Raw genomic sequence first — 26477 nt, forward strand, 5'->3', positions numbered from 1 at the left:
AAATCACATTTGGTTATAAGGCATAACGAACGGTTTACTGAGCGTCTTTCTTCTTACGCTTCAGCTTCGTCCAGATCTTGGTTTCCTGACGACGCCACAGGCGCTGAATGTTGTCATGATGACGCAGCAGGATCAGGCACGAGAGCATCGACACCGGGAAGGTAAACTGCGGTTTGAACCACCAGACATAGAACGGAGCAATCAGCGCGCTGACGATGGCGCCCAGCGACGAATAGCCGCTCAGCAGGATGGTCAGCAGCCAGGTGCCCGCCATCACGCCGGTGAGATCCCAGCCGATAGGCGCAATCGCACCAAACGCGGTGGCAACGCCTTTACCGCCTTTAAAACCAAAGAAAACGGGCCAGATATGGCCGACGCAGGCAGCGATGGCAATCAGCCCCAGCCAGAATGGCGTGACGCCCAGCGCATACGCACCCCAGACGGGAAGCATTCCTTTCAGGACATCAAAAATCAATACCGCTACGGCTGCTCCCTTGCCGCCAATTCGTAGTACATTGGTCGCCCCCGGATTCCCGGAACCACTTTCGCGTGGGTCGGGTAACCCCGCGATGCGGCAGACCAGAATGGCGCTGGAGATTGAGCCGCAAAGGTAGGCGAGGATGATCATTCCAGGCGCGATTGCACTCATAACGCTGTTCCGTTTTGAAAATGTATCTGTATTCTCAGCATCTGTGGATAATACGCATAATTCGCCGGAAGTGGTATCCGGTTTAGCCAAAAAGCAGGCAGGTCGTGATGGATATTGTATTTATAGAGCAACTTTCGGTAATCACCACAATTGGTGTTTACGACTGGGAACAGACCATCGAGCAGAAACTGGTGTTCGATATCGAAATGGGCTGGGATAACCGCAAGTCAGCAAAAAGCGACGATGTGAATGACTGTCTGAGCTACGCCGACATCAGTGAAGCGGTCATCGGCCACGTGGAAGGACAACGTTTTGCGCTGGTGGAACGCGTGGCGGAAGAGGTAGCGGAACTGCTGCTGAGCAAGTTTAACTCCCCGTGGGTGCGCATCAAGCTGAGCAAACCGGGCGCAGTGGCGCGCGCCGCCAACGTGGGCGTCATCATTGAGCGTGGCACAAATCTGAAAGGAAAGATTTAACGTCATAATTGCTAAACCATTTTAGGTTATATCGGTCTTAAAGCTGTATCTTTCACGGTTGTCCGCGTGGGACACCGTTTTTTTATATCTTTTTAGGGGTTTATAGATGAGCGATATGCACTCGCTGCTGGTGGCGGCAATACTGGGTGTGGTCGAAGGATTGACGGAGTTTTTGCCGGTGTCCAGTACGGGCCATATGATTATCGTTGGCCATCTGTTGGGCTTTGAAGGCGATACCGCAAAGACGTTTGAGGTGGTGATTCAGCTGGGCTCTATCCTGGCGGTGGTCGTGATGTTCTGGCGTCGTCTGTTTGGTCTGATCGGCATCCATTTTGGACGTTTGCCGCAGCGTGAAGGAGAGGGCAAAGGGCGCCTGACGCTGATTCATATTCTGCTCGGGATGATCCCGGCAGTGGTGCTGGGGCTGGTGTTCCACGATACCATTAAATCGCTCTTCAACCCGATTAACGTGATGTACGCGCTGGTCGTCGGCGGCTTCCTGCTGATTGCCGCTGAAGTGCTGAAGCCCAAAACCCCGCGTGCGGAAGGTCTGGACGATATGACCTATCGCCAGGCGTTTATCATTGGCTGCTTCCAGTGTCTGGCGCTGTGGCCGGGCTTCTCCCGTTCAGGAGCAACCATTTCCGGCGGGATGCTGATGGGGGTGAGCCGTTACGCCGCCTCTGAATTCTCATTCCTGCTGGCGGTGCCGATGATGATGGGCGCCACCGCGCTGGACCTCTACAAAAGCATCGACTTCCTGACCGTGGGCGACATTCCGATGTTCGCCGTAGGCTTTATCACCGCCTTTATCGTGGCGCTGATTGCCATCAAAACCTTCCTGCAATTGATTAAGCGTATCTCGTTTATTCCGTTCGCGATCTACCGCTTTATCGTCGCGGCTGCCGTGTACGTGGTCTTCTTCTGATGACCAACCGCCCTCAGTCTTTCGGCTGAGGGCAACGTTTTTCCTTCCACGCCGCTACCGCATCAATCCGCCGTTTCGTTAGCTCTTCGCGGATCGCCGGGCCTTTAAACCCAGCCTCCACCACCTCTTTCGTTGGCACCGCTTTTGCCACTTCCCACGCTTCGCGCAGCAAACGCCCCTGCGGGTAATCGGATGCTTCAAACCCGGTGCGGCCGCGCACGTCCGCTTCGCTGGTCAGCGCAATCTGCTCCACGCGCTGCGGCTTGCGCCAGGCGTCGATATTGTCGAACAGCTTAACGATAGTGGCGGGTTTGAGGATCGGGAAAGTGTGGATCAGGTCGTGAAATTCAGCGACCAGCTTAGCCAGGTCGCGAATGTCATTCGGCACGCGCAGGCGCTGGCACAGCCCGTCAACCAGCTTCACCCCTGCCGGGCCATGTCCGTGATGACGCGGCCAGAGCGCTTTAGGCGTTAATCCTTTCCCGAGATCGTGACACAGGGTAGAGAAGCGCACGTCCACCTCAGGGCTGAGCATGGCAGCCATGCTCAGCGTCATCAGGGTGTGAATGCCGGTATCAATTTCCGGGTGCCATTTCGCCGGGGCGGGCACGCCAAACAGCGCGTCTATTTCCGGGAACAGCACCTTCAGCGCACCGCAGTCGCGCAGGACCTGGAAAAAGACCTGCGGGTTGCGGGTGGTCATGGCGTTTTCGGTCTCTTTCCAGACGCGTTCTGGCGTCAGGTGTTCCAGCTCGCCCGCCTCGGTCATGGCCGTCATCAGCGCCATCGTCTCGTCGGCGATACGGAAGCTGAGATGGGCATAACGGGCGGCAAAACGCGCCACACGCAGCACGCGAAGCGGATCTTCAGAAAAGGCGGGGGAAATATGGCGTAAAAGACGATCGCGCAGATCGTTCTGCCCGCCGTAGGCGTCGATGATATGGCCGTTTTCGTCCTGAGCCAGGGCGTTAATGGTGAGATCGCGGCGCAGCAGATCCTGCTCCAGCGTCACATCCGGTGCGGCGTAACAGGTGAAGCCGGTATAACCGGAACCGGATTTCCGTTCGGTACGCGCCAGGGCGTACTCTTCCCGGCTTTGCGGATGGAGGAACACGGGAAAATCGCGGCCTACCTGCTGGTAGCCCGCGTCAATCATCGCTTCGGGCGTGGCGCCAACCACAACCCAGTCTTTATCTTTGACCGGCAGACCTAACAACGCATCACGTACCGCACCACCGACCAGATAACTCTTCACGCCTTACACTCCCGTTTTCTCTTTTCGCAAGATGATACGTAAGTGTGGCAGAGAAGACGAGTTAGTTCATCCAGCGGTCTTTACGTTTGCGGCTTGGGATGAGGTGAGGAAGCACCAGGCCCAGCACCAGACCGACGCCCAGCACGCCGCCGCCATACATAAACCACTGCATGATGATGGTACGCTGTTTATCATCCAGCTGAAGGTTAGCGGCGTTTACTTTCTTCTGCGCGACGATCAGCTCGTTTTTCAGCTTCTGGTTTTCGTCTTTCAGACCGGCGATCACGCTGTCGCTTTGCGCGACTTTCTGCTGCATCTCTGCGGTGCGCTGGTTCCAGGTGCCGTCAATGTTGTTCAGCTTATCGGTCAGGGTTTTCACCTGATTTTCCAGATCCGGCACGCGGGTGCGCAGGCTTGGCACCGTGCTCAGCTCTTTTAGTGGGATCCACGAGGTGCGGCCGGAGCTGTCACGAACCTGACCATAATTGGTGTCTGCGTTAGTTTGCAGCAGAGTCACTTCCTCGCCGGCATTTACCGTACCCACGAGGCGATAATTGTCTCCAGGGCCGCTGCGTACCCAGGTGTTCAGTTCATCAGAAACGTAACGTTTCTCTTCAGCGTGGACCGCCGTTGCGGCGGTAAAAGCGAGTAAAGTAAGTCCAATCAGGCGTAATTTAAGCATATCAGTCGTTATTTTCATAAAAAGTGGAACGATAGTAGTGGTATCAGTGTCGCTACGCAAAGGATTCATCATCAATCGGAATCATCTGTGTCATGATTTCCACCGCTTTAAACTTTTACGCCCGTCAAATTGCTCATTGCGTGGCAATTTGGCGCAAAATACTATGTACTGACAAACAAATGGCGAGGAAGTTCGCCTTCATCGACGCGTCTGTGACGCACGCAAAAGTACAAGGCTATGGCACAAGAGATTGAATTAAAGTTTATCGTCGAAAAAGACAGCGCTGACGCGCTCCGCCAGCATCTGAACACGCTGTCCGGCGAGCACCATGAACCCGTACAGCTGCTCAACATCTATTACGAAACGCCGGACAACTGGCTGCGCAACCACGATATGGGCCTGCGCATCCGCGGCGCGAACGGGCGTTACGAGATGACGATGAAAATTGCCGGTCGCGTGGTCGGCGGTTTGCACCAGCGTCCGGAATACAATATCGACATCAGTAAGCCAGAACTTGAGCTGGAGCGTTTTCCGACGGAAGTCTGGCCTGAAGGGACGCTGCCCGCAACGCTGTCGGCAGAGGCAAAACCGCTGTTCAGCACCGATTTCTGGCGCGAAAAATGGCTGGTGACGGAAGGCAAGAGCCGCATTGAGATCGCGTTTGATCGGGGTGACATTAAGGCGGGTGAAGAGCAGGAGCCGATCTGCGAGCTGGAACTTGAACTGCTGGAAGGCGAGGCGAGCGATGTGCTGAAGCTGGCGCGCAAGCTGGTGAACCAGCCAGGCCTGCGTCAGGGCAGCCTGAGCAAAGCGGCGCGCGGCTATCACCTGGCTGCCGGGAATGCGCCGCGCGTGCTGCGGGAAACGCCGATTCTGCGTGTTGTGCCGAAAGCCAGCGTTGAGCAGGGCATGGAGGCGGCGCTGGAGCTGGCGCTTTCTCAGTGGCAGTACCACGAAGAGCTGTGGGCGCGTAACGTGAAAAACGCCAAAAAACACGTGCTTGCTGCCATGGGGCTGGTGCGTCATACCCTGGCGCTGTTCGGCGGTATCGTCCCGCGTAAAGCGAGCGCTCACTTACGTGATTTGCTCACTCAAACCGAAACGCTGATGCTTTCCGACGTGTCGGCGCAAACGGCAATCTACAGCCCGCAAAATGCCAGCGCGAAACTGGCACTGACCGAGTTTCTGGTGACCCGCGGCTGGCGCACGTTCCTGGATGCGAAAGGCCAGACCAAAATCGCGGAGAACTTCAAACGCTTCGCGGATATCCATCTTTCCCGTCACGCCGCCGAGCTGAGAACCACCTTCGCGCATCCGCTGGGCGACCAGTATGGCGACCAGCTTCCTCGTCTGGCGCGTAACATCGACTGCATGCTGATGCTGTCCGGTGCGTATGAGGGCGTGAAGGCGCAGGCCTGGCTGGAGAACTGGCAGGGGCTTCAGCATGCCATAGAGACCCGTCAGCAGATTGAGATCGAGCATTTCCGCAACGAGGCCATTTCGCAGGATCCGTACTGGCTGCACAGCGGAAAACGTTAATTCTGGCAAGGAATCCCTGATATGCCGCTTTCTTCGCAGTTACAGCAGCACTGGCAGACCGTTTGCGAACGTCTGCCCGAGTCGTTACCCGCGTCATCGTTAAGTGAGCAGGCGAAAAGCGTGCTTACGTTCAGTGATTTTGTACAGGAAAGCGTCAGCGCCAACCCGGACTGGCTGGCAGAGCTGGAAAGCGCGCCGCCGCAAGCTGACGAGTGGCGGCATTATGCTGGCTGGCTGCAAACCGCGCTGGAAGGGGTAGCGGATGAAGCCACGCTGATGCGCGTTCTGCGCCAGTTCCGCCGCCGGGTGATGGTACGCATTGCCTGGGCGCAGGCGCTGGCGTTGGTGAGCGAAGAGAGCACCTTGCAGCAGCTGAGCGAGCTGGCGCAGACGCTGATTGTTGCCGCGCGGGACTGGCTCTACGCCGCCTGCTGTAAGGAGTGGGGCACGCCGTGCAGCGAAGACGGGGTTCCGCAGCCGCTGTTGATTCTGGGGATGGGCAAGCTGGGCGGCTGCGAGCTGAACTTCTCCTCGGACATTGACCTGATTTTTGCGTGGCCGGAGAACGGCTCCACGCGCGGCGGTCGTCGCGAGCTGGATAACGCCCAGTTCTTTACCCGTCTGGGCCAGCGGCTGATTAAGGCGTTGGACCAGCCCACGCAGGACGGTTTTGTCTACCGCGTGGACATGCGCCTGCGTCCGTTTGGCGACAGCGGTCCGCTGGTGCTGAGCTTTGCTGCGCTTGAGGATTATTACCAGGAGCAGGGACGCGACTGGGAGCGTTACGCGATGGTCAAAGCGCGAATCATGGGTGACGGCGAAGACGCCTACGCCAACGAGCTGCGCGCCATGCTGCGCCCGTTCGTTTTCCGCCGTTACATCGACTTCAGCGTGATCCAGTCCCTGCGCAATATGAAAGGGATGATTGCCCGCGAGGTGCGCCGGCGCGGCCTGAAGGACAACATCAAGCTCGGTGCGGGCGGTATACGTGAAATCGAATTTATCGTGCAGGTCTTCCAGCTGATTCGCGGCGGGCGTGAGCCCTCGTTGCAGTCCCGCTCGCTGCTGCCGACGCTGAGCGCTATCGATCGGCTGCATCTCCTGCCGGAAGGCGACGCGCAAACGCTGCGGGAGGCCTATCTCTTCCTGCGTCGTCTGGAAAATCTGCTGCAAAGCATTAACGATGAACAGACCCAGACGTTGCCCGGCGACGAGCTGAACCGGGCGCGTCTGGCCTGGGGCATGCGGGTGGATGACTGGGCGGCGCTGACGGCACGGCTGGAAGCCCATATGGCGGGCGTGCGCCGCATCTTTAACGATCTGATTGGTGACGACGAAAGTGAAACGCAGGACGATGCGCTCTCCGAGCACTGGCGCGAACTGTGGCAGGACGCGCTCCAGGAAGATGACACCACGCCGGTGCTGGCGCACTTAAGCGACGACGCCCGCCATCGCGTGGTGGCGTTGATTGCCGATTTCCGCCTTGAGCTGAACAAGCGCGCCATTGGCCCGCGCGGTCGGCAGGTGCTGGATCATCTGATGCCGCATCTGCTGAGCGACGTCTGCTCCCGCGAGGATGCGCCGGTGCCGCTGTCGCGCATGATGCCGCTGCTGAGCGGGATCGTCACGCGTACCACCTACCTGGAACTGCTGAGCGAGTTTCCCGGCGCGCTGAAGCACCTGATTTCCCTCTGCGCCGCCTCGCCGATGGTCGCCAACAAGCTGGCGCGTTATCCGCTGCTGCTGGACGAACTGCTCGATCCGAATACGCTCTATCAGCCGACGGCGACGGACGCCTACCGCGACGAGCTGCGCCAGTATCTGCTGCGCGTGCCGGAAGAGGACGAAGAGCAGCAGCTGGAGGCGCTGCGTCAGTTTAAGCAGGCGCAGATGCTGCGCGTGGCGGCGGCGGATATCGCCGGTACGCTGCCGGTAATGAAAGTGAGCGATCATTTAACCTGGCTGGCGGAGGCGATCATCGACGCGGTAGTCCACCAGGCATGGGTGCAGATGGTGGCCCGCTACGGCCAGCCGAGGCACCTTACCGACCGCGAAGGCCGTGGATTTGCGGTGGTGGGTTACGGCAAGCTGGGCGGCTGGGAGCTGGGCTACAGCTCCGATCTGGATCTGATTTTCCTGCACGACTGCCCGGTTGACGTGATGACCGACGGCGAACGTGAAATCGACGGGCGGCAGTTCTACCTGCGCCTGGCCCAGCGCATCATGCACCTGTTCAGCACCCGCACTTCGTCGGGCATTCTGTACGAAGTGGACGCGCGTCTGCGCCCGTCCGGCGCGGCAGGCATGCTGGTCACCTCGACGGACGCTTTTGCTGACTATCAGAAGAACGAAGCCTGGACGTGGGAACATCAGGCGCTGGTGCGCGCCCGCGTGGTGTACGGCGATCCGCAGCTCAAAACGCAGTTCGATGCGATCCGCAAGTCAGTCATGACGACCCCGCGTGAGGGCAGCATCCTGCAAACTGAAGTGCGTGAAATGCGTGAGAAAATGCGCGCGCATTTAGGCAACAAACATCGCGATCGCTTTGATATCAAAGCCGATGAGGGCGGCATTACCGATATTGAGTTTATCACCCAGTATCTGGTGCTGCTGCACGCGCACGACAAGCCGAAGCTGACCCGCTGGTCCGATAACGTGCGTATTCTGGAACTGCTGGCACAGAACGACATTATGGACGAGCAGGAGGCGCAGGCCTTAACCCGCGCCTACACCACGCTGCGTGATGAGCTGCACCACCTGGCGTTGCAGGAACAGCCGGGCCATGTGGCGCTGGACTGTTTCACCGATGAACGCGCGCAGGTGACCACAAGCTGGCAGAAGTGGCTGGTGGAACCGTGCGTATCAAAACAAGTGTGATATTATCGCGCGCAAATTGTGAATCTTTCTGGAGTCAGGAATGAAAGTAACACTGCCAGAGTTTGAACGTGCTGGAGTTATGGTTGTCGGTGATGTGATGCTGGATCGCTACTGGTATGGGCCGACCAGCCGTATCTCTCCGGAAGCGCCGGTGCCGGTGGTTAAGGTCGACACCATTGAAGAGCGTCCAGGCGGCGCGGCAAACGTGGCGATGAACATCGCCTCGCTGGGCGCGCATTCGCGTCTGGTGGGGCTGACCGGCATTGACGATGCGGCGCGTGCGCTGAGTCAGTCGCTGGCGGACGTGAACGTGAAGTGCGACTTCGTTTCTGTTCCGACACACCCAACCATCACCAAGCTGCGCGTGCTGTCGCGTAACCAGCAGCTGATCCGCCTCGATTTTGAAGAAGGGTTCGAAGGCGTTGATCCTGAGCCGCTGCACGAGCGCATCAGCCAGGCGCTGGGCAATATCGGCGCGCTGGTGCTGTCTGATTATGCCAAAGGTGCGCTGGCGAGCGTGCAGACCATGATCCAGCTGGCGCGTAAAGCCAGCGTACCGGTGCTGATCGACCCGAAAGGCACTGACTTTGAGCGCTATCGCGGCGCAACCCTGCTGACGCCCAACCTTTCTGAGTTCGAAGCGGTGGCGGGCAAGTGCAAAACGGAAGAAGAGCTGGTTGAGCGCGGCATGAAAATCATTACTGATTTCGAGCTGTCTGCGCTGCTGGTCACCCGTTCCGAACAGGGCATGACGCTGCTGCAACCGGGCAAGGCACCGCTGCATATGCCAACCCAGGCGCAGGAAGTGTACGACGTGACCGGTGCCGGTGATACGGTGATCGGCGTGCTGGCGGCAACGCTGGCGGCGGGTAACTCCCTGGAAGAGGCGTGCTACTTCGCGAACGCCGCGGCGGGCGTGGTTGTCGGTAAACTCGGGACTTCCACCGTTTCGCCCATCGAGCTGGAAAACGCGGTGCGCGGGCGTGCGGATACCGGCTTTGGCGTCATGACCGAAGACGAGCTGAAGGTGGCCGTTGCCGCCGCGCGCAAACGCGGTGAAAAAGTGGTGATGACCAACGGCGTGTTCGACATCCTGCATGCGGGCCATGTGTCGTATCTGGCGAACGCGCGCAAGCTGGGCGATCGCCTGATTGTGGCGGTCAACAGCGATGCGTCGACCAAACGTCTGAAAGGCGAAACGCGCCCGGTGAACCCGCTGGAGCAGCGCATGATCGTGCTCGGCGCGCTGGAAGCGGTGGACTGGGTGGTGTCGTTTGAAGAAGATACCCCGCAGCGCCTGATTGCCGGGATCCTGCCTGACCTGCTGGTGAAGGGCGGCGATTACAAGCCAGAGCAAATCGCGGGTAGCGAAGAGGTCTGGGCGAATGGCGGTGAAGTGATGGTGCTCAACTTTGAGGACGGGTGCTCAACCACCAACATCATCAGGAAGATCCAGAAAGACAGCCAGTAAAAAAACGGGCCAGCTGGCCCGTTTTTTTATGTCGGGTGGCGGCTGCGCCTTACCCGACCTACGCGTTCATCCAGGCCCGGTAAGGCAGAGCCGCCACCGGGCACAACAGGCCGCACTTACTCCTGGTCATCCACCGGCGGAATGGCCGGTGCCGGCTTCACTTCTTCCGGCGCATTACGGTTTTCCAGATCGCTCAGACGCTGTTCCAGCAGCGCCAGCTTCTCGCGGGTGCGCAGCAGAACCTGAGTCTGCACGTCAAACTCTTCGCGGCTGACTAAATCAAGGCGAACCAACTGTGCCTGCAACGTCTGGCGGATTTTCTTCTCAACGTCATCACCAAACTCACGAATGCCTTTCGGCATGGACTCATGAACCTGACGCGCGATCTGCTCAATTTTCTTTGGGTCAATCATTGTCGTTTCCCTTGATGAAAAGGTGTTAGTGCCTATTGTAGCGCGTCATGCCGCGGGTTAAACAAAATTGTTTGAAGCTTATGCATTGCCCAGGGTAATCAATAGCGTTATAGTTATCTCGCTTATTCTCAGGGCGGGGCGAAATTCCCCACCGGCGGTAAATCAGCTTAGCGCTGAAAGCCCGCGAGCGCTTTGGGTGAATTCTCAAAGGTCAGCAGATCCGGTGTAATTCCGGGGCCGACGGTTAGAGTCCGGATGGGAGAGAGTAACGATCAAGTCGGGCGAGGCCCGCTCACGTTATTTTTTTGCCGCTTGTACGGCGCTCCTAAGACTGCCCTGATTCTGGTAACCATAAAGTTAATGAGGTTTTTTTACCATGAATCAGACGCTACTTTCCTCTTTTGGCACTTCAACTCAACGTGTTGAACATGCACTGGATGCACTGCGCGAAGGCCGCGGCGTGATGGTGCTGGACAACGAAAATCGTGAAAACGAAGGCGACATGATTTTCGCCGCCGAAAACATGACCGTTGAGCAGATGGCGCTGACCATTCGTCACGGCAGCGGCATCGTATGCCTGTGTATTACCGAAGACCGCCGCCAGCAGCTTGAGCTGCCGATGATGGTTGAAAACAACACCAGCGCCTTCGGGACCGGTTTTACCGTGACCATTGAAGCGGCGCATGGCGTAACCACTGGCGTGTCGGCGGCTGACCGCCTGACTACCGTCCGTGCAGCCATTGCCGATGGCGCGAAACCTTCCGATCTGCACCGTCCTGGCCACGTCTTCCCGCTGCGCGCGCAGCCGGGCGGCGTGCTGACCCGTGGTGGTCATACCGAAGCGACCATCGATCTGGTGACGCTGGCTGGCTTCAAGCCTGCGGGCGTCCTGTGCGAGCTGACCAACGATGACGGCACCATGGCGCGCGCGCCGGAGTGCATCACCTTTGCCCGTCTGCACAACATGCCGGTGGTGACGATTGACGATCTGGTGGAGTACCGCCAGGCGCATGAGCGCAAGGCCAGCTGAACGCGCTGACGTGAAAAAGCCGGGGAAACCCGGCTTTTTTGTCGCTAGTGGTAGTTAATTTTAAACAGCACCACGGTTTCAAACGGTCCGGACTGGATCGCTTTTCCTTCATCCCACGACAGCTCTGCCGTGTACTTTTGCTCATACTGCAACGTACTCCCGGTGAAGTCGGCATATTCCTGGTAGTGGTTGAAGGTAAACGGATCGGTTCCGTTCAGAATACGCAGTTTTAGCCCATTCCCAATCAATAGCGCCGTATCGTCAGCGCTGAGTTTTTCGTTCGTGTAGAATGACGAGTCCATTTTGAATCCATCAGAGCACTGCGCGTCCTGCACCTTGGTGGTTTTGACCGTAAATTCGCGAACGCGCGTTTTCTGGTTCACGATGTCGCGAGCGCTGAAGGTGCCAAAATCGATCTCCTGGTTTTCAGGGTAGATGCTGAAGGTTGCCCCGCAGTCCAGAACGGTAATGTTTTGCAAGCCGTTGATGTGATACTTCAGGTTTTTCGCGTCGGCCATCTGGTTGACCCCGCCTTTACCGTCAAACTGCACCACGATGTAATCGCCGAGGGAACTCACGTAGCCGTGAGGCGGCATCGCCTTAATTTTTACAAACAGGCGAAAGCGGGCAATAAACGTGCGTGTCGGATGAATGTCATCCGGGTTTCCGGAGCAGATCAGGTTTTCCCAGCCCATCTGCCGTATCTGATCCGGGGTATAGATTAGGATATTCTTGTTATCAAGACACTGGCGGGTGTCCACACCATTCGGCTGGCCCGTGGCATCGTAATCCACCCCTTCGTAGGTTACGCCAAGCTCATAGTAAGGGTCCGTTGCGGCAGGATAAGGGTTAACCCAGGCGAATACGTCTTCCGGCTCAAAGCCGCCATTGACGTTGTGATCGCAGCTAACCGGGATTTTAATGTCATCTGATTCCCAGATTTTCTGCCCCACCTGCGCGTTGCTGGGGATAGCAAAGGGCGAGATGGTTTTTGTCTCTTCAACCGGCCCGCCTGAAGCACCAAGATAGCAGTCCAGCGCCAGCGCTTCTCTTACGGGCAGAGCGGATATCAGCAGCAGGAACAGCAGATTAGCGAGCTTGCGCATTTTTATCGACCTTATGCTCGCTGAGCGTACATTTCGCCGTGCCTGCACATTGCGCGTCGACCTTTTTCAGCGCACCGTAATCATCGATGTAGCCAATGCTGTAGTAGTTGCCGTGATAGTCACCGGTAGAGGTTGTCGCTGTCGCAAACGGGGCGATCATCAGGCTGTCAAAACCGGGCAGCATGGTTTTCGCATTTTTGCTCAGCCACGCCAGCGTAATGTAATAAGGCGTAGGGTTATGCACGGTGAGCCCTTTCGCGTTTGCGGTGACTTCCATACGCATTTCTGCCTGATCGCCTGCCTTTTTGGCGATCGCTTTGGGACGCCAGAACAGTTTGATCCTGCTCTGCATCGCGACCTGCATGACGCTGCGTTCCTCGCTCGCGCTGGAACTTTTCGGCGGCACCTCGCGCAGGTTGAAATAAAACAGCGATTCCCGGTCTTTCGGCAACCGGGCAGTCGCGGCCTGCTTCACAATCCGGACCTGAGACGAGGCGCCCGCTTCAAGACGTTGAATCGGCGGAAGCGCCATAAAATGGCTGTCCTCCTTGCGTCCGTTTTCATCTTCTATCCAGGAGAGCGCCAGATAAGGCAACGTTTTGCTCTGGTTATCAATCTTGAGGCTGCTGGCCTTATCGCTTTCCGGAAACACAATGCGGGTGCGGTCCAGGTTAACGGCGGCGTGGGTGGTAAATGCGGTGCCGATTAACATCAGGCACAGGCTAGTGAATGAGGTCAGTTTCATCATGGTTTCTTACTGGCATGGCAGTATCAACTGCATACTGTTTTCAAGGTGTGAAGGCAGCGAGAAGCGACACTGCTGATTGTCACCCCACGTTACCCGGAATTGTTGTTCAGGCTCGACTGCTCCCAGCCAGACGTGGCCTTCGTCGGCGACCATGCCGATTTGCAGGTCACTTTCCAGCAGGTGAACAATCGCGCCCAGCGGCGGGGTGCCGGCTGGCGTACGTATAATGCCAGCAATATCGTTGCCGGCGCGCGTGGCAATCTGGCGGTAGCCAATCGCCCCCTCGGTCCAGGTGGTGGTCGTGATGCGGTTGTCCACATCGACGCCGTCAGGCAGGTTATCCAGATTGACCTGTACGCTGGCTGGAGAGTAGCTTGAAACCGACGGTAAAACGCCGATACCAAAGCGGTTGGTTTCATCCCGCGACATGTTCAGCGGAATGTTGCCGACGCCGTCGGTGCTGACCATTACGCGCGGTTCGTTTCCGTAGCTGCGACGGTGCAGCGCTGCGCCTTTGGCCGTTGAGGTAAACGAGCCATTCCAGCTGGCGCTCAGGGAGTTATATTCATCAGCTTTATAACTTCCGGAGATATTCAGATCGCCAAAAGGTGAATAGTGCTGATAGTTGCCGCTCATCTGTGCGCCCGCGTCCGCATGTTCACTCTCCGTTCCCGCGGAGACGCCCCAGGTATTATTGCGATCGGACGTGTCGTACCAGGAGACATTTTGGCTCAGGCTATCGCTGTTGTGCAGATCGTAACTGAGGCGATGATCCGGATCGATCGGTACGCTCAGGGACAGGTAAAACTGCGTATCGTCGTCTTCATCTTCGTAATGCGTCTTGCTCCAGGAGAGGGTGACGCCGAGGTTTTTCCAGCGCCCCAGATCAAAGTTATAACCTGCGGTAATGCTTCCGGTCGTGGACGGGGCTTCGTTCCACCAGGTCTGACGCAGTACGTTGACGTAGAGGTTGAGCGATAACGGGCTGATGTACTGACTGGCGGTTACGCTCAGCGTCTGCTTTTCTGTCTGACGATCGTTGTCGTCATAATCAAGGAAGCGGGCATAGCTCAGGAACTTCCGATCGGAGTAGCGGTAGCTGGCAAGCGTAAGCTGGCTGCCGGTGGTATCGAAACGCTTGCTGTAGTTAAAACGGTAGCTGTAACCCGTCTGGCTATCCTGAAAGGGGAGCTGGCTGGTGGCCTGCGTGACGTCAAAAGAGAGGGCACCCAGATGCGCCATATTTTGCCCGATCCCGGCGGCAACGGAACGGTAATGCTCCCCGTCGGCAAGCGTCCCGCCATAGAGCGAGGTGTTTGACAGCATTCCCCATGAGAATTCACCGCTCATAAAACCGGTGTCTTCGACATCGTGAGAGGCGTCTTTACGCGCTTTACCCGCCGCCAGCTTGTAGCGAACCTGCCCTTTACGCGTTAAAAAAGGCACCGATTCCGCCGAGATCTGGAAAGTGCTGACGCGCCCGTCTTCCTCCGTCACTTTTACGTCCAGCGTACCCTGAACGGACTGGTTGAGATCCTGAATAACAAAGGGGCCAGGCGGGACTTTGCTTTGATAAATTACGCGATCGGCCAGGCTGACCGTGACGGTCGCGTTGGTTTGCGCGATGCCGGTAATTTGTGGCGCATAGCCACGCAGAGACCAGGGGAGCATGCGCTCATCGCTGATCAGGGAGGCGCCTGTATAGGTAAAAGCGTCAAAGATTGAGGACTGGAAGTCCGTTTCACCCAGCGTCAGCTTAGCACCAAGTGAAGGAAGAGGGCGGAACATGTAGACGCGCGAAAAGCGTCCGTCATGATCCGAACCTGCATCGGTATGCGTTTGGCTGTACTGATAATCACTGCGCAGGCGCCATGCGCCCATATTCGCGCCCGCCGTGCCATAGGTGTTGGCGTTGTTGGTGCTGCTGCCGTCGTTGGGCTGATAGTGGCTGGCGAACAGGTTGTAATCCAGAATCACGCCCGGTACGCCATTGTCCCACGTTGCGGGTGGCATCCAGTCGGCGGCGCGGTACTGCAACCATGCCTGGGGTACGGTGACCTTCAGCGTCTGGGTCGCTTGTTCAAAATGAAAGGTGATATCCGGTCTGGAGGAAAAGTCGACGCATCCCTCTTTTTCGGGTAAGGCGTCGCGGACTTCCTCTTTCAGGGCAAACGTATCCGCCAGTTCAGGAGGAATACACACCTGTACCGTGCTATTTACCTCTTTCCAGGTAAGCTGCCAGCCGTTAGCCAGCGGTGTGTCGTTAATAGATACGGTAACAAAATAGCTGCCAGGGGTAACCGCTATTTCATTTTTAAAAAGGGAGAGATCAACGCTGCCCCGCTGGTCTTTATCAATGGCATTGATATTAAACTCGGTGGCAGAGGCAATCTTCGTCATTAACAGGGACGCAATGATGATTTTTGATTGTAATTTATATGTCATCATCCTGTTACCAAAATAATATCACATACCGACTGGCATATAATGCCAGTCGGTTTTATCGTGATGCATTGCCTTATTTGTACATCAGCACGTAGTTGGCGGTCGCTTCAACTTGACCCGCTGTGGCAGTTTTACCCTGAGCAACTTCCATTAATGCTTTGAAGTGCAGGGTCTGAGTGGTGGAACCCGCCAGCAGATCGACCGTTTGAGCCGAACCCAGGGTGATGTTGGCTTCGTTGTTATCCATCAGACGAACACCGACGTTCTGAGCACCGCTAGCATAGGTGTTGCTCATCAGGCTGGTGTCAGTAGCGTCAGTTGCTGCGCTGGTGAAGGTCACGTCAACTTTGGTCACTGGCGTATCCGTTTCGTCCGCCGGATCGTCAAGTTGGCAGTTCTCCAGATTGATATCAACCGGAACAGCGGTAGATTTTTTGTTAGCGTTGATCACGGCAGTGGTGACTTCACCCAGGTCCACTTCTTTATCAACGCTGTCTGGTGCAATGCTGCACGGTGCATCAATGACCACGCCTTTGAATTTGATTTTGCCGGAACCCTGGTCATCAGCAAAAGCAGAACCCGAAACGATGGCAGCCATCGCAACCGCTAACAGTACTTTTTTTCCCATATACATGAAAATATCCTTTTTCAATTGAATTCATAATCTGAATATTAATTTTCAGAATACTCGCAAAGTATAACGGGTTGAGGGAGGTGTTTGCGATTAATGAGGCTTAAAGATATTTTAAGAGAAGGTTAATATATAATTTATTACTATCGTAATCGGTTAATACTTCATGCAATAGCGGCTTTTAAAACGCAATTTAAATGGGAAGTATTGCGCTTAAAAATATCCATAAAAATTCTTGATTTTCCAATTATAAATACAGAACCGCAGACAGTGTAAAATGCAACGGCTGCGCCGGGGCGCATCAAAGAATTGCCCTCATTGATGAGGGCATCCGAGTCAGCCTATACCTGCCGTTTGCAGCAGAACCAGGCTTAACCCCATCACCGACATGCCGCACAGCACGCCGTAGCTGGGATTATTGTTAGGATCGATCTCTTTCGCCAGCGGCATCAGCTCATCGACCGAGAGTGCGACCATGATCCCGGCCACCGCCGCCATGATAGCGGCCATCACCACAGGCGAAACGAGGCTGCCGAGGATCAGCCACGCCAGCACGCCGCCAAGAATTTCAGCCAGGCCGGAAACCCCAGCCCAGAGTACGGCAGTCCGTTTTGAACCGGTGGCCGCGTAGACCGGGCCGGCAACGGCAAGTCCTTCAGGAATATTGTGTAAGGCTACCGCCAGCGCTACGCCAAACCCCATTTCCAGATTGCTGCTGGCCGTGACGTAGGTGGCAACGCCTTCCGGAAAGTTATGCAGGCTGATGCCGAGCGTCAGCAGGATGGCCGTGCGCTTGATGTTGCCCGGAAGGGGAGCCGCGCTCTTTTGCATCAGATCCTGAGGGTGCGCGTGAGGCAGCATGCGGTCGAGCGCAAAATAGCCCAGCAGGCCGACGATGAACATGCCGTAGCCCAGCACTGGCGACATCCCCTCGGTATGAAGGGCTGCGGGCAGCATCTCCATCAGCGAGATAAGCAGCATGATCCCGGCGGCGAAACCCAGCGAAAAGGCCAGAAGGCGGTTAGACGGTTTTTGTCCGAGCACGCCGAGGAACGCGCCGATAAAGGTCGCGGCACCCGCAAGTACGGTCAAAATCAAGGGTACTGACATGCACTCTCCTTAAGCTGTATCTGACATTCAAATTTCCTGATGATGATCTTCACGGTTATCTGCGTTCATCTTCACCTGAATGCGCGTAATGTAGAACCATCAAATTGACACCTCCTGTAAGGATATCACCATGTCTTCATCTCGTATGCCAGCACTGTTTTTAGGCCATGGCAGCCCAATGAACGTTCTGGAAGACAATGTCTATACCCGCACCTGGCGACACCTGGGCGAGACGTTGCCGCGACCGAAGGCGATTGTGGTGGTGTCTGCGCACTGGTTTACCCGTGGTACCGGCGTAACGGCCATGGAAGCGCCGAAAACTATCCATGACTTTGGCGGCTTTCCGCAGGCCCTGTATGACACGCACTATCCTGCGCCCGGCTCCCCTGCGCTGGCGCAGCGGCTGGTGGATCTGCTCGCACCGGTTCCGGTGGCGCTGGATAAAGAAGCCTGGGGCTTTGACCATGGCTCCTGGGGCGTCCTGATTAAAATGTATCCCGAGGCCGATATCCCGATGGTGCAGCTGAGCATCGACAGCACCAAACCAGCGGCCTGGCACATGGAGATGGGCCGTAAGCTGGCAACCCTGCGTGATGAAGGCATCATGCTGGTCGCGAGCGGTAACGTGGTGCATAACCTGCGCACGGTGCGCTGGCATGGGGAGAATACCCCGTATCCCTGGGCGACGTCTTTTAACGACTATGTGAAAGACAACCTCGCCTGGCAGGGGCCGGTTGAACAGCATCCGCTGGTGAACTATCTGGATCACGAAGGCGGTTCGCTCTCTAACCCCACGGCGGATCACTTCCTGCCGCTGCTGTATGTGTTAGGCACGTGGGATGGTCAGGAGGCGATTACCCTCCCGGTCGACGGCATTGAGATGGGGAGTTTGAGTATGCTGTCGGTGCAGGTGGGATAAAAACATGCCGGGTGGCGGCTTCGCCTTATCCGGCCTACATGTTGAGAGTAGGCCCGGTAAGCGTAGCGCCACCGGGCAAGTCTTATTCAACAAAAATATGCGGATAGAACCGTGACAGATCCTGCGTAATCAGTGCGCGATCTTCGCGAATGCCAATCCCGGCAGGTTGATCGTTAATAAGCCAGCTGCCGATCAGCGTATAGCTGTCGCCAAACTTCGGCAGTTGATAAAACTGCTGGACGATCATCCCTTCTTCACCGTATGGCCCTTCAACCGCTTCCAGCGTTTTACCGTTTTCGATAATGGAGACGTTCGCGCCTTCGCGAGAGAAGATCGGCTTAACGACGTATTTCTCCATCGGCGGGAACTCATCTTCGGCAAAGTACGCAGGCAGCAGGTTCGGGTGGTTCGGGAACATCTCCCACAGCATCGGCAGCAGGGCTTTATTGGAGATAATGCTCTTCCAGGCCGGTTCCAGCCAGCGCACGCCGGCGTCTTCCAGTTTGGTCGAGAACATCTCGCGCAGCATGTATTCCCACGGATAGAGCTTGAACAGGTTGCTGATTACCTGATCCTGCATGTCCGTAAACTGACCTTTTTCACCTAAACCGATATCTTCGATATAGAGGAACTCCGTCGCCACTTCCGCTTCGGCTGCGCAGTCCTGCAAATACTGAACCGTACCGCGATCTTCTTCAGTATCGCGGCAGCAGGCGAGGTGCAGCAGGTTGAAACCGTGCTGTTCACGCAGTTCGGCGAAACGCTCAATCAGCTTTTCCTGTAGGCTGTTGAACTGGTCGCTGCCTTCCGGCAGGTTTCCGGCGTTCGCCTGATCTTCCAGCCAGATCCACTGGAAGAATGCGGCTTCGTACAGCGAGGTTGGCGTATCCGCGTTGTTTTCTAACAGCTTCGGTTCACCCACGCCGTCCCATGCCAGATCGAGGCGAGAGTAAAGCGAAGGCTGATTCGTTTTCCAGGACTGACGAATGAAGCTCCAGGTGTGCTTTGGAATGCGGAATTTGGTCATCAGCGCATCGCTGTCGATAACTTTCTCGACCACCTTCAGGCACATCTGGTGCAGCTCAGCGGTCACCTCTTCAAGCTTTTCAACCTGAGCGAGCGTGAGCTTATAGTAAGCGTCTTCACACCAGTACGGCTCGCCGTACATGGTGTGAAAGTTGAAACCATATTCGGTGGCTTTTTCGCGCCAGTCCGGGCGCTCGACAATACTGACTCGTTCCATGATCAGCCGCCCATTGAGCGAGTCGAAGAGCCGGCCGCACTACGCTGCATGGTGGTTTGTTTCGCCACGGACTCACCGAAGCCGCCACGGGTGATGGTGCTGGTGGTTGCGGGTTTCGGTGCCATCGCGGTTTTCGGTACGGTCATCGTACGGCCCGGCGTTGCTGCGCCGTAACCCTTGCCGGTGGCATCAGTGTATTTGCCGTACGCCGGGCTGTTCGGGTTTTTGGAGCTAAACAGCGGCTGCTGCTGATAGCCCGCACCGCCGCTCATCAGACGGCCCATCATATAGCCCGCCATCAGTGGCATCCAGAAGCTGCCGCTGGACTGAGCCTGCGCCTGGTTTTCCGGTGCCATACCCGCCTGAGCCGGGGCCTGCTGGCACTGGCCTTCACCGAATTCAGCGACACAGTCTTCGCGTGAGGCATATTTCGGCGCGGTACGTTCCGCTTCTTTCAGGGCGTTGTTATAGGCCGTTGTACATTCGGCGGCTTTACCGGTTGCGCTCGCGCAGTCGTCGGCGTTTTGATATAGCGAAACCGTTTCGTCGCTTTGCTCACAGCCTGCCAGCATAAAGACGGCAGTGACCGCCAGCGCGACAGGTGTCAGGTGGCGTGCGTTCCAGCTTTTGCGGAACGACGCGTGATTCATCGTTTTTGTCCGTTTCATATTTGTCTTCCGGGACCCAGTGGTAATAACGCTCAGGATAGAGGATGAGTGGTTGAAAATGAAGCGAAGAGGGGCGAAATGCAGGGGATCTTTACGTTGGCTTACGTTCGGGGGGATTTTGCGCCGGGTGGCGCTGCGCTTACCCGGCCTACGATTCAGTAGGCCCGATAAGCGAAGCGCCATCGGGCAATGCTTAGTTACGGAACGGGTTAGAACCGCTGCTTGCAGGTGCCGTGCTACGCGCGGCCGCTGGCTGCGCTGCTGGCATGCTGCCGTTAGCGTTGAAGTTATCAACCGCGGCATCCTGCTCTGGATTTTCCGGCGCGACGCTGTCAGGCGACGTGGAAACCGGTTTACCCAGCGTGCTGTTTAGCATTTGCAGATCCTGCTCGTTCAGCGTACCCAGAGCCTGCTTGATGTTCAGCTGGTTAATCAGGTACTGGTAACGTGCGCTGGAGAGCTGCTGCTTAGCGTTATACAGCGTGGTCGTTGCGTCTAACACGTCAACGATGGTACGCGTACCGACGGAGTAGCCCGCTTCCATCGCGTCCAGAGAGCTTTGCGCAGAGACAACGGCCTGTTTGTAAGCGTTGATGCTGCTGATAGACGCGTTCACGTTGTTAAAGGAAGAACGCACGGTCTGCACCACGTTGCGGTGCGCGCTTTCCAGCTGCTCGCTTGCGCCAACAAAGTTGTACTGCGCCTGTTTAACCTGGGAGTTAACCATCCCGCCCTGGTACAGCGGCAGAGAGAAGCTCAGGCCCACTTTGTTCTGACCAACGTTGCTATCGTCATAGGCCTGAGACGTCGTTTTAGAGCCGCTGTAGCTGGTATCCGATACGCCGGTCGAGGCGCTCAGGCTCAGGGTTGGCAGGTGACCATCCTGTGCAAGGCGGATCTGCTCGCGTGCCAGATCCTGGCTCAGGCGAGCCTGCAACAGGGTCAGGTTGCGGTTTTCCGCTTCTTTCAGCAGGGCGTTTACCGCCTGCGGTTTGTCCGTCTTGAAGCTGTCCACGTTCAGAGAGGCCAGCTCAGGATAGTAGTTACCGGTGACCTGGCGCAGAGCTTCCAGCGCGTTGTCGAGGTTGTTACGTGCGGTCACTTCGTTAGCCAGTACAGTATCGTACTGTGAACGGGCGTTCTGCACGTCAGTGATCGCCACCAGACCCACGTTGAAACGCTGGGTGGTTTGATCTAACTGACGGTAAATCGCCTGTTTCTGCGCTTCGGTGTAGGAGAGGGCGTCAATCGCGCTCAGCACCTGGAAATACGCGGTCGCGGTGTTAAGGATCAGCGTTTGCTGATCGGTCTGATAGGTGACGTCCTGAATGCCCGCACTCTTTTCCTGCAAACTCAGTTCACGCCATTTGGACATATCGAACAGGGTCTGTGTAAGCTGTAAAGAGGCGCTGGTGGCATTCGAGTCGATGCCGTTGTTATCGCGAAAACCGTTAGTGTAGGTATAATCGGCACCTAAGCCTAACTGCGGCAGCAGTGGGCTACGTGCTTCGTTAATCTTTTCAAACGCAGCATCACGATCGGCCGCCGATTTACGTAAATCAGGGTTGCCCAGACGTGCCTGCTGGTAGACCTGTAACAGGTTCTCTGCCTGGCTCATTGCACTGAAGCCCGTCAGGCTCAGGCCGATAAGGATGGGGAGCAATTTCTTCATTTGCATTCCTTGTTGTGAAGCAGTATTAGCGCTGATCTAATTAAAAAATAATTGCCGATTCTAACAGAATCATCCACACCAAAAGGTTGGCGTAACGTGCCATCTGGCGGTAATTTGCTCCAATCTACCATATAGCCATACAAACGGCAGCCAAACAGCCTTGAAATTCACAATTTCATCACCATTGCTACCAGGACTTGACCGATGCAAAAACCAGAAAACGTGCCTGTCACCTTCGCCAAAAACGATGTAGAAATTATTGCACGAGAAACGCTTTATAGCGGTTTTTTTTCAATGGAACTTTACCGTTTCAGGCATCGTCTGTTTAACGGTGAAATGAGCGGTGAGATCAAACGCGAAATTTTTGAGCGCGGGCATGCGGCTGTGTTGCTACCCTTTGACCCAGTGCGTGATGAAGTTGTGCTGGTCGAGCAGGTTCGCATTGCGGCTTATGATACCAGCGAAACCCCGTGGCTGCTGGAAATGGTGGCCGGGATGATTGAAGAAGGTGAGTCGGTCGAGGACGTCGCTCGCCGCGAGGCGCTGGAAGAAGCGGGCCTGGTGGTAGGCCGGACAAAACCGGTGTTGAGCTACCTGGCAAGCCCGGGCGGTACAACGGAACGTTCATTTATTATGGTGGGCGAAGTGGACGCCACGACAGCGGAAGGGATCCACGGTCTGGCAGATGAAAACGAAGATATTCGGGTTCATGTGGTGAGTCGGGAGCAGGCTTACCAATGGGTAGAAGAGGGGAAAATCGACAACGCAGCGTCTGTCATTGCCCTGCAATGGCTGCAACTGCACTATCAGAGTTTACGAAACGAGTGGAAAAAATGAAGCGCTATACGCCTGACTTCCCAGAAATGATGCGCCTGTGCGAAACCAATTTCGCACAGCTGCGCCGCCTGCTGCCGCGAAACGACGCACCCGGCGAAACGGTGAGCTATCAGGTGAGCAACGCCCAGTATCGGTTAACGATAACAGAATCAACGCGCTACACTACGCTGGTGGAAATTGAGCAAACGGCGCCGAAAATCAGCTACTGGAGCCTGCCGTCGATGACGGTACGTCTTTATCACGATGCGATGGTCGCTGAAGTGTGTTCAAGCCAGCAGATCTTTCGCTTTAAAGCGCGGTATGATTACCCGAATAAAAAGTTGCATCAACGCGACGAAAAGCATCAAATTAACCAGTTTTTAGCCGACTGGCTAAGATATTGTTTAGCACATGGAGCAATGGCGATTCCGGTTTGTTAGCGTCATAAACCTACCTAAGGACACCATTTGGAAAGCCTGTTGAACCTGACTGTTGCTGGTGGGGCGCCAGTCAGGATATTACAAATCACCGACACCCACCTTTTTGCCGAAAAGCATGAGACTCTGCTGGGCGTGAACACCTGGGAGAGTTATCAGGCGGTGCTTAGCGCAATTCATGCTGAAAACCGGCCATGCGATCTGATCGTCGCGACGGGCGATCTGGCGCAGGATCAATCCTCCGCAGCCTATCAGCATTTCGCTGAAGGGATTGCGAGCTTTAGCGTGCCTTGCGTCTGGCTACCCGGCAACCACGATTTTCAGCCCGCCATGTACAGTTCGCTTCAGGATGCGGGGATTTCACCGGCAAAATGTGTCTTTGTGGGGGACCAGTGGCAAATTCTGCTCCTCGACAGCCAGGTGTTTGGCGTTCCGCACGGTGAGTTGAGCGACTATCAGCTTGACTGGCTGGAGACAAAACTGGCCGCCGAGCCGGATCGCAATACGCTGCTGCTACTGCATCATCATCCGCTGCCGGCGGGCTGTAGCTGGCTCGATCAGCACAGCTTGCGTAATTCAGCGGCGCTGGACCGCGTGCTGGCGAAATTCCCGCGCGTGAAGCATTTGCTGTGCGGGCACATTCACCAGGAGCAGGATCTCGACTGGAACGGTCGCCGCCTGCTCGCGACGCCATCCACCTGCGTGCAGTTTAAGCCGCATTGCGCCAACTTCACGCTGGATACTATCGCGCCGGGCTGGCGCTGGCTGGAACTGCATGCCGACGGCACGCTGACCACCGAAGTTTGCCGTCTGGCCGGGGCTGAATTCCGCCCGGATACCGCTTCAGAAGGCTACTGATGTCGACGCTTCTTTACCTCCATGGGTTTAACAGTTCACCGCGTTCCGCAAAGGCGACGCAGTTTCGCCAATGGCTGAGCGAACATCATCCGTACGTGGAGATGATTATTCCGCAGCTGCCCCCCTACCCGGCGGATGCGGCAGAGATGCTGGAATCGATTGTGCTTGAACATGGCGGCGAATCGTTTGGCGTTGTCGGGTCGTCGCTCGGCGGCTACTACGCCACCTGGTTGTCGCAGTGCTTTATGTTGCCCGCTGTCGTCGTCAACCCGGCGGTCCGGCCATTTGAGCTGTTAAGGGACTTTCTCGGTGAAAACGAGAACCCCTACACCGGCCAACAATATGTGCTAGAGTCACGCCATATTTACGATCTCAAAGTTATGCAGGTCGACCCGCTTGAAGCGCCCGATCTTATCTGGCTGCTGCAACAGACGGGAGATGAAGTGCTGGATTACCGCCAGGCAGTGGCGTATTACGCATCCTGCCGCCAGACTGTAGAGGAGGGCGGAAACCATGCTTTCACGGGCTTTGAAGATCATTTCACCCAGATTGTCGATTTTCTTGGACTGCACAGCCACTGACAATCAATGCGAATTGCTAGTTTAAATCATGACGCAAACCTATAACGCTGATGCCATTGAGGTACTCACCGGGCTTGAGCCGGTTCGCCGCCGCCCGGGGATGTACACCGATACGACGCGCCCAAACCACCTGGGCCAGGAAGTAATTGATAACAGTGTGGACGAAGCGCTGGCAGGCCATGCCAAACGCGTGGACGTTATCCTGCACGCCGATCAGTCGCTGGAAGTCATCGACGACGGCCGCGGTATGCCGGTGGATATTCACCCGGAAGAGGGCGTTCCTGCCGTTGAGCTGATCCTCTGCCGTCTGCACGCGGGCGGTAAGTTCTCCAACAAAAACTACCAGTTCTCCGGCGGTTTGCACGGCGTGGGGATCTCCGTGGTTAACGCCCTGTCGAAGCGCGTGGAAGTGAACGTCCGTCGCGACGGTCAGGTCTATAACATCGCGTTTGAAAACGGCGAAAAGGTACAGGATTTGCAGGTCGTCGGGACGTGCGGTAAGCGCAACACCGGCACCAGCGTCCACTTCTGGCCTGACGAAAGCTTCTTCGACAGCCCACGTTTTTCCGTTTCTCGCCTGTCGCATCTGCTAAAAGCCAAAGCGGTGCTGTGCCCCGGCGTGGAAATTACCTTTAAGGATCACGTTAACAACACCGAGCAGAGCTGGCGCTACGAAAAGGGTCTCAACGACTACCTGAGCGAAGCGGTTAACGGCCTGCCGACCCTGCCGGAAAAACCGTTCGTCGGTAATTTCGAAGGTGACACCGAGGCGGTTGACTGGGCACTGCTGTGGCTGCCGGAAGGCGGCGAGCTGCTGACCGAAAGCTACGTCAACCTGATCCCAACCATGCTTGGCGGTACGCACGTCAACGGCCTGCGTCAGGGTCTGCTGGATGCGATGCGCGAGTTCTGCGAATACCGCAATATTCTGCCGCGCGGCGTGAAGCTTTCCGCCGAAGATATCTGGGACCGCTGCGCCTACGTGCTTTCCGTGAAGATGCAGGATCCGCAGTTTGCCGGTCAGACTAAAGAGCGCCTGTCGTCACGCCAGTGCGCGGCGTTCGTTTCCGGCGTTGTGAAAGATGCGTTTACCCTGTGGCTGAACCAGAACGTTCAGGCGGCTGAGATGTTGGCTGAAATGGCCATCTCCAGCGCCCAGCGCCGTCTGCGCGCCGCGAAGAAAGTGGTGCGTAAAAAGCTGACCAGCGGCCCCGCGCTGCCGGGCAAGCTGGCGGACTGTACCGCGCAGGATCTCAACCGCACCGAGCTGTTCCTCGTGGAAGGGGACTCGGCGGGCGGATCGGCCAAGCAGGCGCGCGATCGTGAATATCAGGCGATCATGCCGCTCAAGGGTAAGATCCTGAATACCTGGGAAGTCTCGTCCGATGAAGTGCTGGCCTCGCAGGAAGTGCACGACATCTCCGTAGCGATCGGCATCGATCCGGACAGCGACGATCTGAGCCAGCTGCGCTACGGCAAGATCTGCATTCTCGCGGATGCGGACTCCGATGGGCTGCACATCGCCACGCTGCTCTGTGCGCTGTTCGTGAAGCACTTCCGCACGCTGGTGAAAAACGGTCACGTCCACGTGGCGCTGCCGCCGCTGTACCGTATCGACCTCGGCAAAGAAGTTTACTATGCGCTGACGGAAGAAGAGAAAGCGGGCGTGCTGGAGCAGCTCAAACGCAAGAAGGGAAAACCGAACGTGCAGCGCTTTAAGGGGCTGGGCGAGATGAACCCGATGCAGCTGCGTGAAACCACGCTGGATCCGAACACTCGCCGTCTGGTGCAGCTGACCATCAGCGACGAAGACGAACAGCAAACTAACGCCGTGATGGACATGCTGCTGGCCAAGAAACGTTCTGAAGACCGACGTAACTGGCTACAGGAGAAAGGCGATATGGCGGATATTGAAGCCTGATG

General features: G+C 56.5%; 24 protein-coding genes and 1 riboswitch. Of the genes, 12 read left to right on the forward strand and 12 right to left on the reverse strand.

All coding sequences use genetic code 11. The annotated features are described in order from the left end of the window. Window positions 1-34: 34 nt before the first annotated feature. Complete coding sequence (gene plsY, locus A3466_RS14580; RefSeq protein WP_022649440.1) at window positions 35-649, reverse strand: glycerol-3-phosphate 1-O-acyltransferase PlsY; 615 nt, start codon at window positions 647-649, stop codon at window positions 35-37. Window positions 650-756: 107 nt separating this feature from the next. Between plsY and folB the strand changes: the two genes are divergently transcribed. After that, a complete protein-coding gene (gene folB / locus A3466_RS14585) occupies window positions 757-1125 on the forward strand; it encodes a bifunctional dihydroneopterin aldolase/7,8-dihydroneopterin epimerase (RefSeq protein ID WP_063451134.1) in 369 nt (122 codons plus the stop codon). Between the two features lie 106 nt (window positions 1126-1231). Continuing rightward, window positions 1232-2053, forward strand: coding sequence for an undecaprenyl-diphosphate phosphatase (bacA, locus tag A3466_RS14590; RefSeq protein WP_063451135.1), 822 nt, complete (start codon window positions 1232-1234; stop codon window positions 2051-2053). Window positions 2054-2066: 13 nt separating this feature from the next. Here the strand turns inward: bacA and A3466_RS14595 are convergent, their stop codons facing one another. Then, window positions 2067-3308 (reverse strand): multifunctional CCA addition/repair protein, encoded by a 1242-nt coding sequence (locus A3466_RS14595; RefSeq protein ID WP_063451136.1) that lies wholly within the window; start codon window positions 3306-3308, stop codon window positions 2067-2069. 61 nt (window positions 3309-3369) lie between these two features. After that, entirely contained in the window at window positions 3370-3990 is a 621-nt protein-coding gene (locus A3466_RS14600) for a TIGR04211 family SH3 domain-containing protein (RefSeq protein WP_063451137.1), read from the reverse strand. A gap of 237 nt (window positions 3991-4227) precedes the next feature. Here A3466_RS14600 and A3466_RS14605 point away from each other — a divergent pair, with 237 nt between their 5' ends. From A3466_RS14605 to hldE, 3 genes are read left to right on the forward strand one after another with little or no spacing between them, the layout of a single operon-like run. Further along, a complete protein-coding gene (locus A3466_RS14605; RefSeq protein ID WP_063451138.1) occupies window positions 4228-5529 on the forward strand; it encodes an inorganic triphosphatase in 1302 nt (433 codons plus the stop codon). A 21-nt stretch (window positions 5530-5550) separates the two neighbouring features. Continuing rightward, window positions 5551-8406: a bifunctional [glutamate--ammonia ligase]-adenylyl-L-tyrosine phosphorylase/[glutamate--ammonia-ligase] adenylyltransferase gene (gene glnE, locus A3466_RS14610; protein WP_063451139.1), complete on the forward strand. Its 2856-nt coding sequence runs from the start codon at window positions 5551-5553 to the stop codon at window positions 8404-8406. 40 nt (window positions 8407-8446) lie between these two features. Continuing rightward, window positions 8447-9877 (forward strand): bifunctional D-glycero-beta-D-manno-heptose-7-phosphate kinase/D-glycero-beta-D-manno-heptose 1-phosphate adenylyltransferase HldE, encoded by a 1431-nt coding sequence (gene hldE, locus A3466_RS14615; RefSeq protein WP_063451140.1) that lies wholly within the window; start codon window positions 8447-8449, stop codon window positions 9875-9877. Between the two features lie 116 nt (window positions 9878-9993). Here hldE and ubiK read toward each other — a convergent pair whose 3' ends face one another. Next, a complete protein-coding gene (gene ubiK, locus A3466_RS14620; RefSeq protein WP_063451141.1) occupies window positions 9994-10290 on the reverse strand; it encodes a ubiquinone biosynthesis accessory factor UbiK in 297 nt (98 codons plus the stop codon). Between the two features lie 120 nt (window positions 10291-10410). Continuing rightward, window positions 10411-10561, forward strand: a riboswitch (FMN riboswitch). A gap of 105 nt (window positions 10562-10666) precedes the next feature. On the opposite strand from ubiK, the gene ribB reads away from it, so the two are divergent. Next, entirely contained in the window at window positions 10667-11320 is a 654-nt protein-coding gene (gene ribB / locus A3466_RS14625) for a 3,4-dihydroxy-2-butanone-4-phosphate synthase (protein WP_063451142.1), read from the forward strand. A gap of 44 nt (window positions 11321-11364) precedes the next feature. Here ribB and A3466_RS14630 read toward each other — a convergent pair whose 3' ends face one another. The 5 genes from A3466_RS14630 to zupT all read right to left on the reverse strand — a co-directional run bounded on the left by A3466_RS14630 (window position 11365) and on the right by zupT (window position 17360). Continuing rightward, window positions 11365-12426: a fimbrial protein gene (locus tag A3466_RS14630; RefSeq protein ID WP_063451143.1), complete on the reverse strand. Its 1062-nt coding sequence runs from the start codon at window positions 12424-12426 to the stop codon at window positions 11365-11367. Next, complete coding sequence (locus A3466_RS14635; RefSeq protein ID WP_063451144.1) at window positions 12410-13171, reverse strand: fimbrial biogenesis chaperone; 762 nt, start codon at window positions 13169-13171, stop codon at window positions 12410-12412. The genes A3466_RS14630 and A3466_RS14635 overlap by 17 nt, the downstream gene beginning before the upstream one ends. Before the next feature lie 9 nt (window positions 13172-13180). Beyond that, window positions 13181-15619, reverse strand: coding sequence for a fimbria/pilus outer membrane usher protein (locus A3466_RS14640; RefSeq protein ID WP_063451145.1), 2439 nt, complete (start codon window positions 15617-15619; stop codon window positions 13181-13183). Between the two features lie 73 nt (window positions 15620-15692). After that, complete coding sequence (locus tag A3466_RS14645) at window positions 15693-16253, reverse strand: fimbrial protein (RefSeq protein WP_063451146.1); 561 nt, start codon at window positions 16251-16253, stop codon at window positions 15693-15695. A 333-nt stretch (window positions 16254-16586) separates the two neighbouring features. Next, window positions 16587-17360, reverse strand: coding sequence for a zinc transporter ZupT (gene zupT / locus A3466_RS14650; protein ID WP_063451147.1), 774 nt, complete (start codon window positions 17358-17360; stop codon window positions 16587-16589). Window positions 17361-17490: 130 nt separating this feature from the next. On the opposite strand from zupT, the gene ygiD reads away from it, so the two are divergent. Further along, window positions 17491-18279, forward strand: coding sequence for a 4,5-DOPA dioxygenase extradiol (gene ygiD / locus A3466_RS14655; protein ID WP_063451148.1), 789 nt, complete (start codon window positions 17491-17493; stop codon window positions 18277-18279). Between the two features lie 82 nt (window positions 18280-18361). On the opposite strand, the gene A3466_RS14660 is transcribed toward ygiD, so the two are convergent. The 3 genes from A3466_RS14660 to tolC all read right to left on the reverse strand — a co-directional run bounded on the left by A3466_RS14660 (window position 18362) and on the right by tolC (window position 21862). Continuing rightward, window positions 18362-19522: a glutathionylspermidine synthase family protein gene (locus A3466_RS14660; RefSeq protein WP_063451149.1), complete on the reverse strand. Its 1161-nt coding sequence runs from the start codon at window positions 19520-19522 to the stop codon at window positions 18362-18364. Between the two features lie 2 nt (window positions 19523-19524). Next, complete coding sequence (locus A3466_RS14665) at window positions 19525-20190, reverse strand: DUF1190 family protein (RefSeq protein WP_063451150.1); 666 nt, start codon at window positions 20188-20190, stop codon at window positions 19525-19527. A 193-nt stretch (window positions 20191-20383) separates the two neighbouring features. Next, a complete protein-coding gene (tolC, locus tag A3466_RS14670) occupies window positions 20384-21862 on the reverse strand; it encodes an outer membrane channel protein TolC (RefSeq protein ID WP_063451151.1) in 1479 nt (492 codons plus the stop codon). 204 nt (window positions 21863-22066) lie between these two features. On the opposite strand from tolC, the gene nudF reads away from it, so the two are divergent. The 5 genes from nudF to parE are packed head-to-tail and all read left to right on the forward strand — an operon-like array spanning window position 22067 to window position 26475. Continuing rightward, the gene (gene nudF, locus A3466_RS14675; RefSeq protein WP_063451152.1) at window positions 22067-22699 is read left to right on the forward strand and encodes an ADP-ribose diphosphatase; all 633 of its coding nucleotides are present in this window, start codon (window positions 22067-22069) and stop codon (window positions 22697-22699) included. Continuing rightward, on the forward strand, window positions 22696-23118 hold the full coding sequence (locus A3466_RS14680; RefSeq protein WP_063451153.1) for a DUF1249 family protein: 423 nt from the start codon (window positions 22696-22698) through the stop codon (window positions 23116-23118). Before nudF ends, A3466_RS14680 begins: the two co-directional genes overlap by 4 nt. A gap of 27 nt (window positions 23119-23145) precedes the next feature. Continuing rightward, window positions 23146-23973: a 3',5'-cyclic-AMP phosphodiesterase gene (gene cpdA / locus A3466_RS14685; protein ID WP_063451154.1), complete on the forward strand. Its 828-nt coding sequence runs from the start codon at window positions 23146-23148 to the stop codon at window positions 23971-23973. Further along, the gene (gene yqiA / locus A3466_RS14690; RefSeq protein ID WP_063451155.1) at window positions 23973-24554 is read left to right on the forward strand and encodes an esterase YqiA; all 582 of its coding nucleotides are present in this window, start codon (window positions 23973-23975) and stop codon (window positions 24552-24554) included. Before cpdA ends, yqiA begins: the two co-directional genes overlap by 1 nt. A gap of 28 nt (window positions 24555-24582) precedes the next feature. After that, a complete protein-coding gene (gene parE, locus A3466_RS14695) occupies window positions 24583-26475 on the forward strand; it encodes a DNA topoisomerase IV subunit B (RefSeq protein ID WP_063451156.1) in 1893 nt (630 codons plus the stop codon). The last annotated feature ends 2 nt before the right edge of the window (window positions 26476-26477 follow it).

Origin of the sequence: Enterobacter genomosp. S (assembly GCF_001631805.1) — a bacterium.
Classification (GTDB): domain Bacteria; phylum Pseudomonadota; class Gammaproteobacteria; order Enterobacterales; family Enterobacteriaceae; genus Enterobacter; species Enterobacter quasihormaechei.